Origin of the sequence: Eubacterium oxidoreducens, from assembly GCF_900104415.1 — a bacterium.
GTDB classification, from domain to species: domain Bacteria; phylum Bacillota; class Clostridia; order Lachnospirales; family Lachnospiraceae; genus Eubacterium_C; species Eubacterium_C oxidoreducens.
This window is the reverse complement of sequence record NZ_FMXR01000027.1, coordinates 1-16,128: the sequence shown is the minus strand read 5'-3', so window position 1 is coordinate 16,128 and position 16,128 is coordinate 1. Positions and strand designations below refer to the sequence as shown.

Below are 16,128 nucleotides of genomic sequence, written 5' to 3'. Positions count from 1 at the left end.
GTCGTGAGACAGTTCGGTCCCTATCCGGCGCGGGCGTAGGATATCTGAGGAGAGCTGGCCTTAGTACGAGAGGACCGGGCTGGACGGACCACTGGTGTATCTGCTGTTCTGCCAAGGGCATTGCAGAGTAGCCAAGTCCGGAAGGGATAAACGCTGAAGGCATCTAAGCGTGAAGCCCCCTCCAAGATGAGATATCCCTTTCTTAAAGAAAGTAAGACCCCTTGAAGACTACAAGGTAGATAGGGCAGAGGTGGAAGTGCAGTAATGTATGGAGCTGACTGTCACTAATCGGTCGATGGCTTGATCGAATAAGGAGTAAAACCAATTAATTCGAAGAGGCAGGATTTAGCAAACTTGTTTGCAAAAAATTCTGCATCGAGAATTAGGACCGTTTGCCTGCAAACGGCACCGAGAAACGAATGTTTCGAGCTGATTGGTTTTGTCATCCAAAGCGTAAATTACTCGAGTTTCGAGCTGATTCGTTTTACTAAGCGTAAATCATTCGAAATCAATGAATAAAAATTATGTTTTCAAAAGATTGGTTTTATAGTATAATAGCAATCGATAGGCTTGTCACATGTCTCTTTTGTGTGAAGTTTTGAAGGTACAATACCTTTATAATCCTCGATAGCTCAATGGTAGAGCGCACGGCTGTTAACCGTGATGTTGTAGGTTCGAGCCCTACTCGGGGAGTTTTTGTTGACTTGTCGTGAATTCGATAAGGAACTTATATTAGGCTCCTTGGTCAAGCGGTTAAGACATCGCCCTTTCACGGCGGTAACACGGGTTCGATTCCCGTAGGAGTCATTTTGTTTTGCTACGAAGCAATCATATGATGTGCCGATGTGGCTCAATTGGCAGAGCAGCTGATTTGTAATCAGCAGGTTATCGGTTCGAGTCCGATCATCGGCTCTTATTTGGACCTTTAGCTCAGTTGGTTAGAGCAACCGGCTCATAACCGGTCGGTCCCGGGTTCGAGTCCCAGAAGGTCCACTTGTCTTTTGAGACGAAGTTTGTTAAAATATCATTTGCATGGCCTAGTGGCTCAGTTGGTTAGAGCGCCGCCCTGTCACGGCGGAGGTCGAGGGTTCGAGTCCCTTCTGGGTCGTTTATATGGGATCTTAGCTCAGCTGGGAGAGCATCTGCCTTACAAGCAGAGGGTCACAGGTTCGAGCCCTGTAGGTCCCATTTGCAAGAATAACTTGCATATGCCCGCGTGGCGGAACTGGCAGACGCGCAGGACTTAAAATCCTGTTGTAGTGATACAGTACCGGTTCGATTCCGGTCGCGGGCATTGTACAGAGAGGTCTGTACGAATTGAATATGTGTGTGTAGCTCAGCTGGATAGAGCACTTGGCTACGGACCAAGGTGTCGGGGGTTCGAATCCTCTCACGCACGCTTAATAAAACAAAAAGACAGGATTATTCCCTGTCTTTTTTGTTTTACTCACCGGCAGTTCGTCTTCGAAGGGGTTCGAAGTCTCGCCTGCCGGCTCGGTCGGTGCTTCGCCAAGCAAGCTTGTCGAGTGTGCCACCGGCACACCGCACCCTCTCACGCACGGTAAGACAAAGAAGGAAGAGAGATTCCCTGTCTTTTTTGTTTTACTTACTGGCAGTTCGTCTTCGAAGGGGTTCGAAGTCTCGCCTGCCGGCTCGGTCGGTGCTTCGGTAAGCAAGCTTGAAATAATCTTTTGAAAAGCGCAATTATTAGTCACATGAAACATACAGGATTAACGTATCGTCCTCCTTATGAGGCGGGATCTTTACTATTACAGGTAACGGCGGGATATTCCCATAACATTTCCGCCACAAATCTGTAAAACATTATATCACATATGTGTAAGATACTCGACCTCATAAATGTAAAACAAAATTGCACATATATGTTAAATGAAGTATAATCATCCTTGAGGTGAATAACATATGGATAATACAGAAAAGATATATCGCAACCGAATAACTGATTCCGCGTTAGAACTAAAGCTCGAGGCTTTTGGTGCAACATTAATCGTGGGACCAAAGGGCTGTGGAAAAACAACAACTGCAAAGCATTATGCAAATAGCTATATAGAGTTTCAAGATGAAGATACCCGAGAAAGGCTTTTGTCCGTTGCCGAAAACATGCCTTCAAAGCTTCTGATCGGAGATAAACCAAGGCTGTTTGACGAATGGCAGGATGCTCCGAAGATTTGGGGAGCAATACGTAAAAGCGTGGACGACTCCGGATTAAAAGGTCAGTATATCCTTACCGGCTCATCTTCCCAGAAGGTTGAAACGGCTCATACCGGAACACTGAGGATTTCAACACTTCGTATGTTTCCTATGAGTCTGTATGAGAGCGGCGAGTCTTCGGGTACCGTTTCGCTTATGGATCTTTTTGAAGGAAAGGATATCGAATGGGAAGAGTCTAAGCTGACGATTGACGACCTGATCTATGCTATCTGTCGTGGCGGATGGCCGCAAAGTATTGATATCGAGAACAGGGAAGCTGCGCTTTCTATCGCATCTGATCTCTTTTATCAGACTTGTCATACTGATATTTCTAATATCAGCCATGTTAAAAGGAATCCTTTATGGGCAGAACGCCTGATAAGATCCTATTCAAGAAATATATGTACTTTGGCAGAAACAAAAACCATTTTTTCAGATACTTCGCAGGCAACGGGAATATCAAAGCCTACTTTCTATGATTATTTCCATGATCTTGAAGATTTATACATAATAGACGAATTACCTGCATGGTGTCCCGCAATCCGTTCAAAAGAAGCAATCAGATCCGGTAACAAAAGAAATCTAGTGGATCCATCCATAGCAGTAGCAGCACTGGGTCTTTCGCCTGACTACTTCAATACCGATTTCAAGACCTTAGGTTTCCTTTTTGAGTCATTATGTATCAGAGACCTAAAGATTTATTCCTCCGGAATGAACGGAGAAGTCTCATATTACCATGATCGCTATGGTTTGGAAGTGGACGCAGTTCTTCATCTTAAGGATGGGCGATATGCTCTGATAGAATTCAAACTCGGAAGTAAAGAAATTGATATGGGTGCCGAACATCTATGCAAGATAGAAAGACTCATTGGAGAGTACAACAAAAAGGAAAAACAGGTCCCGCTAAGATTGCCGGATCTTAAGCTTGTCATAACCGCGACTGAATATGGTTATAAGCGTGAAGACGGCGTATATGTCATTCCTATCGGATGCCTGAAAAATTAGCCACAAACTATAATCAAAAAATATTTAACACGCCGTGAGCAAGAAATTGTATAAATTGAATGAATGAAAGCGCCGAGGCTGCAGCTGATAGCCAAGGCGCTTTTTGTAATGAGGTGTCTGGAGAGGCGATTGTAATTTATAAGTAAACAGTATATATGCGTTTTTGATTATTGCGACATTTGCCACTGTTATAAATTTGCATGAGAAATATGCAAATGGCAAAATGTAACATATACTTGACATTATGTCGTATGAGGAAAATACTCCTTATAAAAACAAAAACATGTATTCACATGATAGGAATCAGCGGAGGAATCAAGATGAACAATTACATGAGTTTTATTATTTTTGTGATGTCGGTAGTAGCAATTGCAGTGGTTGTAGCAATCGTCAGAAAAGTATCGAAGCGTATGGAGAGTCGTTATGATGAGCGGCAAAGAGCAATCAGGGGAGCGGGATTTAAGTATGGATTTACAGTTATTGTACTTTTGAATCTGATTTATGGTCTGTTTTTATATGAGTTGATGAAAGAGTTTATTAACTATCAGGAAGCGACAATTGCAATCGTGTTTATCGGTTGTGCAGTTACGGAAGTTTACTGTATTTTTAATGATGCTTATGTGCAGGTTGGACAAAAAATTAAGAGTTGGATAATGCTTTGCATAATCGTGATCGTTGCTAATGTGTTTGCAGCTATTGGAAATTATGAATTGGTGAAAGAAGGAGAAAAAGATGGTTTTTCCCTGTTTCTCAATGTGGCAGTATCACTCTTATTTGCTGTGATATTAGGATCGGTGGCAGCGAAGTGTTTGATGAACCGAAGGAGTGACAAGTATGAAGAATCTTAGAATGAAAGCAGCACGCGCTGGAAAGGACCTATCGCAGCAACAGCTTGCAGACCTGTGCCAGGTATCGAGACAGACTATCAATGCAATTGAAAAGGGAGATTACAATCCTACGATTGCGCTGTGCATTGCCATCTGTAAGGCGCTTGATAAAACGCTGGATGAATTGTTTTGGGAAGAATAAGGAAGGTTCGGCATGTTGCCGGACCTTTTGGTTAGGAAGAAAAGTAACGATCTGTTTCTTCTAGAAAGTCCTGAAGATATAACTTAGAATTGTCGTTTCGCCAGACCCTCACTAACCCCTGCGCAAGCGCAGGGGGTTGAGCAATCAAAAGTTGTTCAGCCTCATAGTGAGTAGCCTAAGTTCTTCGAGAACTACGTTAAGAGAGAATATATAGGTACTTTGGAATGTAGTACCAAGTTCCAAACACTACGGCTTATGTTTAAACAATCCTGTGAGGTAGGGATAGTGATGTAAGCATACAAACCTCTCATTAACATTGGCGATGGTACACAACAGTCTTATAGGAACTGGCTTATAGCGAAAATCCTATAAATATTTACGAAAGGAGTGCCTATTATGGTATATGTTTTAGGAAAAGACGGACAACCTTTAATGCCTACCGATAGGCATGGAAAGATTCGTAGATTATTAAAGTCTAACAAAGCTAAAGTTGTTAGAAAATGTCCGTTTACTATACAACTGTTGTATGAAAGCACGACTCATACACAAGAGATTACTTTGGGAGTAGATAGTGGTAGTAAGCATATAGGTATATCTGCTACTACCAAAGACAAAGTATTATTCGAGGCTGATGTAGAATTAAGGAACGATATAGTGGATAATATTTCTACCCGTAGACAATTTAGGAGAACTCGTAGAAACAAGAAAACAAGATACCGCAAGGCAAGGTTTGACAATCGTAGAAGAAAAGATGGTTGGTTAGCACCATCGGTACAACAAAAAGTGGATTGTCACCTAACTATGATAGATAAGGTAAATAAGATTTTGCCTATTACTAAAATTATTGTAGAGGTAGCAAGTTTTGACATCCAAAAGATTAAAAATCCTAAAATAAGCGGTACAGACTATCAACAAGGTGAACAGTTAGACTTTTGGAATGTTAGGGAATATGTCTTATTTAGAGATAATCATATTTGCCAATGTTGTAAAGGAAAATCAAAAGATAAGGTGCTCAATATTCATCATATAGAAAGCAGAAAGACGGGCGGTAATGCACCAAACAACCTTATTACGCTATGAGAAACTTGTCATACAGGATACCACAAAGGAACTATAAAACTACCAAAGACCATACCCGCATAAAACCAAAACATGAGCAGGCAATATAGAATGGTTCCACAACCTTTTCCAAAGCCAAATAATTCGTTTCTCTTTGTGCGATTCATAAAAAGATACCTCCTAAAATATGAATAAATCTCCCGGGGTTATATTTAGTATATCGTGCGTGTATACAATTTGAAAAATTGTTAAATAGAGTATCAGTATTCCAAAAAAGAATACAAAAAGATGTAATTTACAAGTTATCAGAGGGATTTTACAATAAAAGTAAGGAGAGGATTAATACGAAAGGGGCGTATGAATATGAAAAAGATGAGAACTATTATAGGGGCCATGGTACTTGCGATGGTGGTGAGTATCGGATGTTATCCGGGGGTGCAACCGACTGCGGCTGAGGCATTTAAACTGACATCACTGACACCGAAGGCTATATCTACCAAGAACGTGAAGGTCAAGGTAAAGTGGAACAAGAGCAGCAAGGCAAAGCTCTATCGCATCTACCGCTCTAAGGCATTAAAAAAGGAGCCGGACAGCGGCCTTACAAATAAACAATTAAAGTATAAAAAGATTAAGACGACCGGCAGCGGCACAACAAAATACACGGATAATAATGTTAAGTATGGTCGCTGGTATGTCTATAAAGTGGTGGCGCTTAAGAAGAAGGGCAGCAGTTATAAGAAGGTGGAAGAATCCGAACTTAGTGTATATACAGGACCGGACACCATGATGTGGGATGATTATCTCTATGCCGACGGATATGTATCATCGTCAAGAATTGATCTGTGGATTTATTATGGGGATCAGGGGATGAAAGCCCAGGGCTTTCAGATCTATCGAAAGGAAGTCGGCGGAAAGTATAAGAAGATTAAAACAATTAAGAGAAAAAAGAATAAATCATATGTTACTTATAAGGACAAGACGGTAACGACAGGAACGACTTATAAGTACAAGATTAGAAGTTATCGGAAGGTTGGAACCAAGAAAAAATACGGTCCGTGGTCGGAGGTTATGACGAAGAGGGCCGTCAAGAAAAATGGAGTTTTTGAAGCAACTTATCTTGATGCCGCACTTGGCTCGACGGTTGATGAGATGGTGGTACAGCTGACATCTACGGAGAAGATGGGTAATTTGAAATTCACAGAAGAGTTTCTGTATCAGGAAGATATAGATGCCACTACGTACTTTAAGGTATATTATTCGACAGACGGACAAAAGACCTGGACGGCGACAAGTGACAAGACGCTGGTGTTAAAAACAGGTAAGAGCGTCATCTTAAAGCTGGTTCCGGTGGTATGGGTTAGCGACGGAACAACCGGCTCAGCTCAGGCGACCACGTATACGGTTCCGACAGAGGGATTTACGCTTCAGACAAATAATCCGGTGTATTATAACAATGTCGTGAGCAACTGTACGCTACAGATTGGCTCGGATGGTACCGGTACACTTGGAACAAGTATTGCAGAAGAATATGTGCATTAAAAATAACGGATGTAGTCAAGGTCAAAGGCTACATCCGTTTGTTTACAATTTTATGCGACTTTTCTTCCAGCGTCCGCTTAGGATAAAGATAATGCAGATGGTACATGAGCATACTGGTGCAAAGGGATATGCTAGTGCAATTCCTAAGAATCCAAGAGGCGTCAGCCGGCTGAAAATCATGGCCAGAGCATAGCGTACAGCAAAGGAAGTCGTAATCGCACAGCTCATCGTAACATGGGTGTAACCCGCTCCGATAAGAAGTCCGAACAGACAAAACATTACGGTCTCAATTAGGAAGCTCCAGGCAAAAATCTGCAGATACGGTCCTCCGGTTGCAAGAACGTCAGCATCTGTGGTGAAGATGCGTAGCATCGTTGCCGGTATGAATTCCGAAAGTAAAAAGAAGACGACGGCCAGTGGTAGTGCATAGACCAGTCCGACCAGCATGCCCTTTTGTGCTCTGGCATAATTGCCGGCTCCGATATTTTGTCCACTCATGGCGATGATGGCGGTCATCATTGCCTGTCCTGCAAGAACGGCAAAGGAGCTAAGCCTTGTTACCGATACCGAGATTGCGGATGCGGTATTGCCGTAGTGATTGACCAAAACCAAAACCAGCAAAAAGGAGAGATTGGTGATCGTGAACTGAACGGCTTGTGGCAGACCAATCTTTACAATATTCTTTAAGATATTTTTCTTGATTTTCAGTTTTACATTTCTTAGGTTGAAGTAGTCGTACTTTCTGCCGGCAAGTGGAAAGACCAAAATGCAGCAGATAACCTGTGTACTTAAGGTTGCAATAGCAGCACCTGTAGCATTCATATCAAAGTGACCAACTAAAATCAAATCCAATACAATGTTAAGAATGGCTGTGATCAAAATTAAAATCATCGGAATCATTGATTCACCGACGCCTCTAAGAAGTGCGGCCATCACATTATACAGATAGATGAAGACGGTTCCAATAAGACAGATACGAAGATATGACAGTGTCTGCACATAGGCTTCCGATGGCGTATCCATTGCTTGCAATAGCAGCGGTGAAAGAATGAAAATCACGATGGTTACGGCTAGTCCAATCCAGAAAAAAAGCGTGCACATCGTGCTGGTTACATCTACAATTTGTTCTTTTTTCTTAGCGCCAATCATCTGTGCCACTAGGACGGCTCCACCATTGGACATTCCAAGCACAACTACTAAAATTAGCTGTGTAATCTGTCCGCCATTTCCGACTGCCGTAAGACCGGCAGAGCCTGCAAAGTGTCCCACAATAATCATATCTACAATGCTGTAGATGGCTTGTAATAGGTTTGTGATAATCAGTGGAATCGAGAAGATTAACATCGATTTCCACAGGCTGCCCTGCAGCAGGTTCGTTTTTTTTATAGTACTCATACTTGGTATTTTACTGCAAGGAAGGTGGGGTGGCAAATGGATACATTATTTAAGTAATAATAGTTGACAATCTTCTTTTTTTTTTTATAATGTTATAGTTCAAAATAGAAGAAAAATCGGCAAACTTAGGGAAACCTAAGGACGCAAAACTATAGGGCCTGTTATATGGTAGCCAGTTGCAATTTTGAGGCGCTATACGATGGATAGCGTTATTTTTTTGTCTAATTTTGAATATTTCGAAACAAAGATCAGTTATGGAGGGACAAAAATGAAACTGAGTAAAAGAATTTTAGTGGGAATTCTTTGTGCGGGACTTGGAATGTGTAGTTTGCCAACGGCATTCGCAGGAACAGTGAAAGCGTATGCTGTTGAAGCACAGACGGACATTGCATTTGGTACAAATGTGACGGGAGCACTTGATGAAGATGGAGTTTTAACAATTACAGTTCCATCTGATGGGGGAACACTGGATAATACCCTTTTTACAACCTGGACAGAGTCTTATGGGGGATTACTAACAGCTATTAAAATGGCAGAGGGAAATGGAACTTTATATTTGCCGTCGAACAGTAGTTATTTATTTGCAGAGTGTTCTAATCTAGTGTCGATTGATACAAGTGCATGGGATACAAGTAATGTTACGAATATGCAATATATGTTCCGTAATTGCGCTGGGTTAGAAAGTATTGAACTTAGTGGTTTTAACACGGAAAATGTAACAAATTTAGGCGGTATGTTTCGTGGATGTGCAGAAATAGAAAGTTTAGATTTAAGTAGTTTTGATACGAGCAAAGTTACAGATATGTCGTATATGTTTCGTGCATGTAGTACATTAACCTCGTTGGACTTGTCAGGATTTAATACGAGCAATGTTAAAAATATGGGGACAATGTTTGGTGATTGCACAAGATTAGAAAGTGTAAATGTTAGTAGTTTTGATACCAGTAAAGTGACAGATCTATCTTTTATGTTTTATTTTTGTAACAAGCTTACAACGATAGATGTGTCAGGATTTAATACGGAACACGTACAAAACATGGTTGGTATGTTTTATCAGTGCACAAATTTGAAAAGTATAGATGTTAGCAGTTTTGATACAAGCTATGTAAAAGAATTTTCATCGATGTTTGCATATTGCAATAGTTTAACAAGCTTGGATCTTAGCAGTTTTGACATTAGTAGTGCGAATTACGCGGATGGTATGTTTTGTGAATCCAATAACCTGCAAACAATCAAAACACCTAAGAGCACAAGTGATTGCGTAAGTGAGCTGCCGGGATACTATGAGACTACAGCAGGATTGGTGTACACAGAACTGCCGAGTGAAGTGTCGACAAGTGTTTTATTAACAAAATCAAATATTAAAAATGCTACTATAAGTCTTTCTCAAAAAAGTTACACATATACAGGGAAAGCAATTAAACCGGAAGTAACTGTGAAATTGGGAAATATTACATTAACACAGGGTACCGATTACACGGTCTCATACAGCAATAACAAGAAGGTAGGTACAGCGACGGTTACTGTTAAAGCAAAAAACACCTGTAGTGGAACGGTTAAGAAAACATTTGTAATCAAAAAAGCGATAAACACCTTAAAAGTAAAAGCCAAGAAAGTAAATGTTAAATATTCAAAAATAAAAGAAAAATCACAATCACTGAACATTTCCAAGGTATTATCAGTATCGAAAAATAAAGGTAAAGTGACCTATTCTAAGATTTCAGGTAATTCAAAAATAACCATTAATAAAAAAACGGGAAGAATCACTATAAAGAAAGGATTAACGAAGGGATTATATAAAGTCAAGATAAAAGTAACAGCAACAGGCAATAGTAAATATAAATCGAAAATAGTAACAAAGATTGGAAAAATTAAAGTGAAATAAGTTGTTGACATATGAGGAGATTAAAATGAAATTACGAAAACGTATTATAACAGGATTTTTGTGTGCGGGATTAGGGTTCGGATTGATGCCGGCAACGTTTGGAAACGCAGTACAGGTTTCTGCAACAGAAGCGCAGACAGATATTAGTTTGGGTACAGATGTAACCGGTGCAATTGATGAAGATGGAACATTAACAATAAGTGTTTCAGCAGAGTCAGGGGTACTTGATAAAGATTTGTTTTTAGATGTGACAGAAACATACACATATGATTTGAAAAAAATTAAGATGGCAGATTCCAGCGCAAGCTTATATCTGCCGGAAGATTGTAGTAATCTGTTTCAAAACTGTGTTTATGTAAGGAGTATTGATACCACAGGATGGAATACAAGTAATGTTACTACCATGGAGAAGATGTTTTCAGCTTGTAATTATTTAAGTAATCTTGACGTAAGCGGATTCGACACTTCAAATGTTACAGACATGTCATACATGTTTGATCATTGTGAATATTTACGTAGCATAGATGTAACAGGATTCGATACGTCGAAGGTTACATCTATGAATGAAATGTTTGAGAGTTGTATTCGCCTTAGCGACTTAGATATAAGCAATTTTGATACGAGTAATGTTACAGCTATGGGTTGCATGTTTGATGGATGTAGGGTTCTTCAGGAGTTGGATTTAGATAACTTCAATACAAGCAATGTTACAGATATGTATGGTATGTTTGCATGTTGCGAAAAACTTCAAGAATTAGATCTGGATAGTTTTGATACAAGTAAAGTTACGGATATGTCGAAGATGTTTTTGCAGTGTAAAAACTTATCGAAAGTGGATGTGAGTAGTTTTGACACCTCTTCAGTAATTGAGATGTATGCAATGTTTAGATATTGCACGTCATTAAAAACGCTTGATTTAAAAGTGTTTAACACAGAAAACGTAACTGATATGGAGGGCATGTTTGAGGGATGTAGTTCCTTAAAAACACTGGATATAAGTCAGTTTAATACAAAAAATGTAAACTATATGAGTAATATGTTTGAAGGTTGTTATAAATTAAAGACACTTAAAACACCGGCGGTTACAGGTGATGTGACAACAGAGTTTTGGACATATTATATGGACGGAAGCAAAAATAAGTATACTTCTCTTCCAAAAAATCAAACAAAAAGTATAGTTTTATATCTCGCCTTTAACATTGAGGATGCAAATATTACGATTCCAAAGGAGAGCTATACATATACAGGAAAAGCAATTAAACCAACGGTAACAGTTGAATATCCAGAGTACGGAAATTTAACGCTGAATACAGATTATACGGTAAAATATTCTTCAAATAAAAAAACAGGAACAGCAACGGTCACTGTAACAGGAAAAGGTACAGGATTTGGAACTCAGACAATTAAATTTAATATAGAAGAAGCAGAAAATCCAATGGTAGTTAAGGCAAAAACAGCTACTGTTAAGTATTCTAAATTAAAAAAGAAATCTCAAAAATTAAAAGTGTCAAAAGTCCTTAAGGTATCCAAGGCTAAGGGAACCGTTGGATATATAAAGGAATCGGGTAACAAAAAAATAAAGATAAACGAAAAAACAGGAAATGTAACGGTTAAAAAGGGACTAAAAAAAGGTACCTATAAGGTGAAGGTGGAAGTGTGGTCGTGTGATTTGAACTATCAGAGTGCCAGTATCATCAAAACATTCAAAATCAAAGTAAAATAGCAAAACAAGCGCTCTACAGCAGGGCGCTTGTTTTTTTTACGGTAACTTTTAAGGTTACTTTCCTGGCAAGAAAACCAGGGTCGCAGCCCCCAAGAATTGATTTGGTTTGGGGAGCTGGGCAAGAAACCAGGGTCACAGCCCCAAGAATTGATTTGGTTTGGGGAGCTGGGCAAGAAAAGCGAAGCGTCACCCCCAAGAAATGCCGGAGCTTGGGGAGGCAGGTAAGAAAAGCGAAGCGTCACCCCCAAGAATTGTCAGAGGTTGGGGAGCCAGGCCAGAAAAGCGAAGCGTCACCCCCAAGAATTGCCGGAGCTTGGGGAGCCAGGTCAGAAAAACGAGGTCGCAGCCCCAAGAATTGATTTGGCTTGGGGAGCCAGGTAAGAAAAGCGAAGCGTCGCTCCCAAGAATTGATTTGGTTTGGGGAGCTGGGCAAGAAAACCAGGGTCGCAGCCCCAAGAATTGATTTGGTTTGGGGAGGCAGGTAAGAAAAGCGCGGCGTCGCCCCAAGAATTGATTTGTTTTGGGGAGCCGGGCCAGAAAAGCGAAGCGTCGCCCCCAAGATTTGTTTTGGCTTGGGGAGCCAGGTCAGAAAATCAGGGTCGCAGCCCCAAGACTTGATTTGGCTTGGGGAGGCAGGCAAGAAAAGCGAAGCGTCGCCCCCAAGAATTGACTAGAGCTTGGGGAGCCGGGCAAGAAAACCAGGGTCGCACCCCCAAGAATTGATTTGGCTTGGGGAGCTGGGCAAGAAAACCAGGGTCACAGCCCCAAGCATTGTCTGAAAAAGAAGAAAAGAATTGCGCAAAGTTCCGTCTTTCGAATAAAAATATTTGCATATTCTGAAAAAACTAGTATAATAGTACTGTTAGAGAATGTATATTCGGTATTAAGAACGGAGGTATGATGATGTCGGATAGTTTGAACGCGGCAATCACGAACACATCTTTGAATCCTTCAACGAATACTACGACACCGACTAGCGCTCCTAAGACATCGGAGGGACATGAGCAGGTTTCAGCTCCCGAAGAGATAAAGGAAAAAGAAGTAGAACTTGAGAATGTAGTATCAGTTTCAGAGGACGGGGATACGGTTCAGGTAAGTCCGGAAGGTAATGAAAAATTAGATGTTAAGGTGATACATTCAGAAACAGAGATAGAAGATGAACCAGTACAAAAAACAGATACAAGCGTGGAAGATTTTCAGGTAACTTCTTATGCAGGAATGTCTAATCAACAGTTAGAGCAGCTCTATCTGCAAGGAAAAATCTCAAGAGCTGATTATGAAAGTGAGATTGAGGCTAGAGAAGAACGAATCGAAAGCCTGCAAAATACGAATAGTCAGGCAATTGAGAAAATGACAGGATATCAGGCGGTATCGGAAGAAGCAACCAGAGTAGGAGATGCGATTAAAGAAGCATATGAAGATACAGCTAGTGACACAATTGATGCACAGATTAGAATGCAGGCTGTTCAAAATTATAATACGCAATAACAAGAATGCAATGTAAAATGGTTTTCTGTGATACACTTTAGAAGTATCATAGAAAACCATTTTTTTATAAAGAATTTTATTTATGAAGATACGTTGCAGGAAAAAGGAAGCCACACACGGTGCGGGCCGTGGTGGCTTCATACATTCTCATAGAGTGAGGAATAAGGTTTTCATATAGTGGAATGAAATTATTTTATTTATGATTGTTTTTTGTGGACAAACCTTATTCGAGGGGATGAGATGTATATAAGTTTCTGGGAAATATAAGACAGTAACTACATTCTAGGGGGAGTAAGTTAGATTGTAGAAACATCTCTTACATATTTACACTCTTTTTGTGTTCCCATCAATAAGTAAATGCACATAGATTGCATTTTATTGCAAAAAAAATAATTTTTTTGTCAAGACTCGCTCGCGAGTCTTGCGCGCCGGATTCGGGTCTGCTTCAGCAGACAAATTCCTGTCCGAATCCGTGCGCATCCTCGCGGAGCGTTTAACTCAGTCGGAGCTTGTATCCCGACTGAGTTAAATACGCGAACTTCCAAATGATTAAGGAAGTTCGCTATTGTCGTTTTCTTTAGAAGTCGTTTCTTCTTCTATGGAACCAGAATCAGTCGGAGGAGATGAGGCTTGTGTGGTTGAAGCATCCGGAGTGCTTAGTTCTAGTGTAAAGGTGGTACTAAGGCATTTGGCCTTTGTTTGGGAATTGCTTTTTACGCCATAGATGAGAATCGTGTAAGTGGTATCATCTTCTAGGTCGGTTGCATTTAGTACCAGGCGATGTTTGGTTTTCTTAACCAATGAGGTTTCCACAACATTGCCATCATCATCTTGTACAATTGCCTTATAATACTTGCTGTAATAAGCCGATTCGGAAAAACGAATGCTGATATTGCCATTGGCCTTAACAACGGTATTGGTAATTGCAATAGGTGTATTGGTTTTATGCTTGGAATTAGAATCCGGCTTTGTGGGTTGATCGGAGGTAGTTGCATTGCCGGATTCTGAAGGTGTATTCGGGTGGTTTGTATGATCTGATTTCTTGTTATCAGAGGAATCAGATGTTGCCGGCGGATTCGCAATCGAATCCGTCTCTTCATGATCCGAATCTAAGGAATCGGACTGTGTGGAATCCTCCGTAGTCGTATCGGTTGAAGATGAATCTGAAGAATTTTGGGTGTTTGGTTCCTTAAGCTCATGATCCGAATTCGTAGAATCATCAAATGTGCTTGCAGAGTCATCAACATCCTGCGTTTCTTTGGATTCATTGTCATCTGGCGCAACATGCATGAGCGTAATAGAATCATCTGTGGTTAGGTCAATTTGCGCATCATACAGGTAGGCGTAGATATTTTTTACACTTTCGTCTTTTAGACCGGTAACATCAATGCCGGTATTTTCGGTTATATGCTGAAGAAAATAATATTTGCCGACAGAGACTTGTTCTTCCATGGCTGTGCTGGTCAAAGCGTCATCGTCTTCAAAGGACTGGCTTACCCAGGTGGCATCTAGAGAATTATCCTGCGCATAGCTGGTGATGGTTTCATTGATGCTTTCATCAATGGCGTTATCCTCGGAGGTTTCTTTCAAACAATTAGAAATGATTAAATCGGCAGTAGAATCTTCAAAATAACCGTCCTGATCTAACTGTGTTAAAACCATATTAACCGAGTCGGATAATTCCATATCTTTATATTGGCGAACATCAATATCTTCTAACAGATCTGCACCGTCTTCATTCTCTGCAAGGATGTCATTTACCAAACCCTCTTTATCATAGGAGATGCTGATGCTGGGATTGACATCAATATATAACGTACCAATGCTATCGTCAGCTGTGGCATTTAGCCCAAATGAAATGGCACATATGGCCGCTGCCGCTGCCGGGACAAGCGTATAACGAAGGACGCGGCGGGAAGCTTTGGCAGGAGGAATGTCTTGCACGAGCGCTTCGTCGTCTATCGTTTCATCGGCATCAATACGAGCAATGATTTCATCAAAGCAATCCGGTGTAAGTTCTTCAAATGCTGTCATTAAGTTGTCTTTTATCACTTTACTCATATTGTGCCTCCTTTCTTGTCGGCAACGGATTTTAATTTCTTAATTGCGCGATTATATTTGGATAGAACAGTCCCAACCGGTATATGCAGCTGTGCGGCAATTTCTCGATGTTTTAAGCCGGTTATAAGATGCATAACGATGATGGTTCGTTCTTCGTCAGACAGATGCTCAAATAATTGTTCGATTAAGATGCGATTGTCGGCATCGGATATTTGATTTACGCATATATCATAATCTTGAAGCTCATAGGCACCATCGACAGGATTGGTCTGTTCGCTTCGAACTTTCATCAAGAACAGATTACGGCTGATGGTTATCATCCAGGCCATAGGATTTCCTTGCTCTTTATATAAGTGACTGGATTTATAAATCTTAATATAGGTTTCTTGCAGAATATCCTTGGCATTTTCCTGATTTTTTGTCCAAGAGAGAATGACTGCAAATAATGCTTTATAGGTAAGATTATATAATGTTTCAAATGCTGCTTTATCACCCATGGCTATTTGTTCAAATATACCGGGTGGAATACTTATTCGTTGCATAAGTGGTGATACTCCCTCCGTAAAGGTTAATGCATAATATCTAAGAATTATTGCACCTTATCACAAAAAATGCAAATAAATACGGCAGACATATTTAGTCAAGACTCGCTCGCGAGTCTTGCGCGCCGGATTCGGGTCTGCTTCAGCAGACAAATTCCTGTCCGAATCCGTGCGCATCCTCGCGGAGCGTT

Annotated in this window: 13 protein-coding genes, 8 tRNA genes, 1 rRNA gene and 1 riboswitch; of the genes, 17 read left to right on the top strand and 5 right to left on the bottom strand. The window is 40.5% G+C overall.

What is annotated here, in order from left to right; all coding sequences use genetic code 11:
- From BLS20_RS13230 to BLS20_RS13190, 9 genes are all read left to right on the top strand, one after another.
- Positions 1–308: ribosomal RNA gene (locus BLS20_RS13230) — 23S ribosomal RNA — on the top strand; the annotation flags it as partial.
- Positions 309–621: 313 nt separating this feature from the next.
- Positions 622–693: transfer RNA gene (locus BLS20_RS13225), tRNA-Asn, on the top strand.
- A gap of 42 nt (positions 694–735) precedes the next feature.
- Positions 736–807, top strand: a tRNA-Glu gene (locus BLS20_RS13220).
- A 32-nt stretch (positions 808–839) separates the two neighbouring features.
- Positions 840–912, top strand: a tRNA-Thr gene (locus BLS20_RS13215).
- A gap of 7 nt (positions 913–919) precedes the next feature.
- Positions 920–993: transfer RNA gene (locus BLS20_RS13210), tRNA-Ile, on the top strand.
- Between the two features lie 41 nt (positions 994–1,034).
- Positions 1,035–1,108 (top strand) — tRNA-Asp (locus tag BLS20_RS13205).
- A gap of 7 nt (positions 1,109–1,115) precedes the next feature.
- A tRNA-Val gene (locus tag BLS20_RS13200) sits at positions 1,116–1,188 on the top strand.
- Positions 1,189–1,210: 22 nt separating this feature from the next.
- A tRNA-Leu gene (locus BLS20_RS13195) sits at positions 1,211–1,294 on the top strand.
- A 31-nt stretch (positions 1,295–1,325) separates the two neighbouring features.
- Positions 1,326–1,399, top strand: a tRNA-Arg gene (locus tag BLS20_RS13190).
- 1 nt (position 1,400) lies between these two features.
- On the opposite strand, the gene BLS20_RS13820 is transcribed toward BLS20_RS13190, so the two are convergent.
- Positions 1,401–1,724 (bottom strand): hypothetical protein, encoded by a 324-nt coding sequence (locus tag BLS20_RS13820; RefSeq protein ID WP_090174820.1) that lies wholly within the window; start codon positions 1,722–1,724, stop codon positions 1,401–1,403.
- Positions 1,725–1,923: 199 nt separating this feature from the next.
- On the opposite strand from BLS20_RS13820, the gene BLS20_RS13180 reads away from it, so the two are divergent.
- The 4 genes from BLS20_RS13180 (at position 1,924) to iscB (ending at position 5,325) form a co-directional block, all read left to right on the top strand.
- The gene (locus BLS20_RS13180; RefSeq protein WP_090174819.1) at positions 1,924–3,216 is read left to right on the top strand and encodes an ATP-binding protein; all 1,293 of its coding nucleotides are present in this window, start codon (positions 1,924–1,926) and stop codon (positions 3,214–3,216) included.
- Between the two features lie 320 nt (positions 3,217–3,536).
- A complete protein-coding gene (locus tag BLS20_RS13175) occupies positions 3,537–4,064 on the top strand; it encodes a hypothetical protein (RefSeq protein ID WP_090174818.1) in 528 nt (175 codons plus the stop codon).
- Complete coding sequence (locus BLS20_RS13170) at positions 4,051–4,245, top strand: helix-turn-helix transcriptional regulator (RefSeq protein ID WP_090174817.1); 195 nt, start codon at positions 4,051–4,053, stop codon at positions 4,243–4,245. The genes BLS20_RS13175 and BLS20_RS13170 overlap by 14 nt, the downstream gene beginning before the upstream one ends.
- A gap of 396 nt (positions 4,246–4,641) precedes the next feature.
- On the top strand, positions 4,642–5,325 hold the full coding sequence (gene iscB, locus BLS20_RS13165; RefSeq protein WP_090174816.1) for an RNA-guided endonuclease IscB: 684 nt from the start codon (positions 4,642–4,644) through the stop codon (positions 5,323–5,325).
- A gap of 8 nt (positions 5,326–5,333) precedes the next feature.
- Here iscB and BLS20_RS13815 read toward each other — a convergent pair whose 3' ends face one another.
- A complete protein-coding gene (locus tag BLS20_RS13815; protein ID WP_176762426.1) occupies positions 5,334–5,471 on the bottom strand; it encodes a hypothetical protein in 138 nt (45 codons plus the stop codon).
- A 196-nt stretch (positions 5,472–5,667) separates the two neighbouring features.
- Between BLS20_RS13815 and BLS20_RS13160 the strand changes: the two genes are divergently transcribed.
- Positions 5,668–6,843 (top strand): fibronectin type III domain-containing protein, encoded by a 1,176-nt coding sequence (locus tag BLS20_RS13160; RefSeq protein ID WP_143010278.1) that lies wholly within the window; start codon positions 5,668–5,670, stop codon positions 6,841–6,843.
- A 42-nt stretch (positions 6,844–6,885) separates the two neighbouring features.
- On the opposite strand, the gene BLS20_RS13155 is transcribed toward BLS20_RS13160, so the two are convergent.
- The gene (locus BLS20_RS13155; RefSeq protein ID WP_090174814.1) at positions 6,886–8,238 is read right to left on the bottom strand and encodes an MATE family efflux transporter; all 1,353 of its coding nucleotides are present in this window, start codon (positions 8,236–8,238) and stop codon (positions 6,886–6,888) included.
- 108 nt (positions 8,239–8,346) lie between these two features.
- A riboswitch (cyclic di-GMP riboswitch) is annotated at positions 8,347–8,422 on the top strand.
- Positions 8,423–8,506: 84 nt separating this feature from the next.
- On the opposite strand from BLS20_RS13155, the gene BLS20_RS13150 reads away from it, so the two are divergent.
- The 3 genes from BLS20_RS13150 to BLS20_RS13135 all read left to right on the top strand — a co-directional run bounded on the left by BLS20_RS13150 (position 8,507) and on the right by BLS20_RS13135 (position 13,334).
- Entirely contained in the window at positions 8,507–10,123 is a 1,617-nt protein-coding gene (locus BLS20_RS13150; RefSeq protein WP_176762425.1) for a BspA family leucine-rich repeat surface protein, read from the top strand.
- A 25-nt stretch (positions 10,124–10,148) separates the two neighbouring features.
- Positions 10,149–11,846, top strand: a complete 1,698-nt coding sequence (locus BLS20_RS13145; RefSeq protein ID WP_090174812.1) for a BspA family leucine-rich repeat surface protein — start codon at positions 10,149–10,151, stop codon at positions 11,844–11,846.
- 915 nt (positions 11,847–12,761) lie between these two features.
- Positions 12,762–13,334, top strand: a complete 573-nt coding sequence (locus BLS20_RS13135; protein WP_176762424.1) for a hypothetical protein — start codon at positions 12,762–12,764, stop codon at positions 13,332–13,334.
- Positions 13,335–13,883: 549 nt separating this feature from the next.
- Here BLS20_RS13135 and BLS20_RS13130 read toward each other — a convergent pair.
- Together BLS20_RS13130 and BLS20_RS13125 are read right to left on the bottom strand one after the other, a co-directional pair.
- The gene (locus tag BLS20_RS13130) at positions 13,884–15,395 is read right to left on the bottom strand and encodes an anti-sigma-I factor RsgI family protein (protein WP_090174809.1); all 1,512 of its coding nucleotides are present in this window, start codon (positions 15,393–15,395) and stop codon (positions 13,884–13,886) included.
- The gene (locus tag BLS20_RS13125) at positions 15,392–15,937 is read right to left on the bottom strand and encodes an RNA polymerase sigma factor (RefSeq protein ID WP_090174808.1); all 546 of its coding nucleotides are present in this window, start codon (positions 15,935–15,937) and stop codon (positions 15,392–15,394) included. The genes BLS20_RS13130 and BLS20_RS13125 overlap by 4 nt, the downstream gene beginning before the upstream one ends.
- Between the last annotated feature and the right edge of the window lie 191 nt (positions 15,938–16,128).

Excerpts from the sequence above, each read along its gene's own strand:
- BLS20_RS13820 (WP_090174820.1), bottom strand. The coding sequence starts at position 1,724 with ATGTTTCATGTGACTAATAATTGCGCTTTTCAAAAGATTATTTCAAGC.
- BLS20_RS13180 (WP_090174819.1), top strand. The coding sequence starts at position 1,924 with ATGGATAATACAGAAAAGATATATCGCAACCGAATAACTGATTCCGCG.
- BLS20_RS13175 (WP_090174818.1), top strand. The coding sequence starts at position 3,537 with ATGAACAATTACATGAGTTTTATTATTTTTGTGATGTCGGTAGTAGCA.
- BLS20_RS13170 (WP_090174817.1), top strand. The coding sequence starts at position 4,051 with ATGAAGAATCTTAGAATGAAAGCAGCACGCGCTGGAAAGGACCTATCG.
- iscB (WP_090174816.1), top strand. The coding sequence starts at position 4,642 with ATGGTATATGTTTTAGGAAAAGACGGACAACCTTTAATGCCTACCGAT.
- BLS20_RS13815 (WP_176762426.1), bottom strand. The coding sequence starts at position 5,471 with ATGAATCGCACAAAGAGAAACGAATTATTTGGCTTTGGAAAAGGTTGT.
- BLS20_RS13160 (WP_143010278.1), top strand. The coding sequence starts at position 5,668 with ATGAAAAAGATGAGAACTATTATAGGGGCCATGGTACTTGCGATGGTG.
- BLS20_RS13155 (WP_090174814.1), bottom strand. The coding sequence starts at position 8,238 with ATGAGTACTATAAAAAAAACGAACCTGCTGCAGGGCAGCCTGTGGAAA.
- BLS20_RS13150 (WP_176762425.1), top strand. The coding sequence starts at position 8,507 with ATGAAACTGAGTAAAAGAATTTTAGTGGGAATTCTTTGTGCGGGACTT.
- BLS20_RS13145 (WP_090174812.1), top strand. The coding sequence starts at position 10,149 with ATGAAATTACGAAAACGTATTATAACAGGATTTTTGTGTGCGGGATTA.
- BLS20_RS13130 (WP_090174809.1), bottom strand. The coding sequence starts at position 15,395 with ATGAGTAAAGTGATAAAAGACAACTTAATGACAGCATTTGAAGAACTT.
- BLS20_RS13125 (WP_090174808.1), bottom strand. The coding sequence starts at position 15,937 with ATGCAACGAATAAGTATTCCACCCGGTATATTTGAACAAATAGCCATG.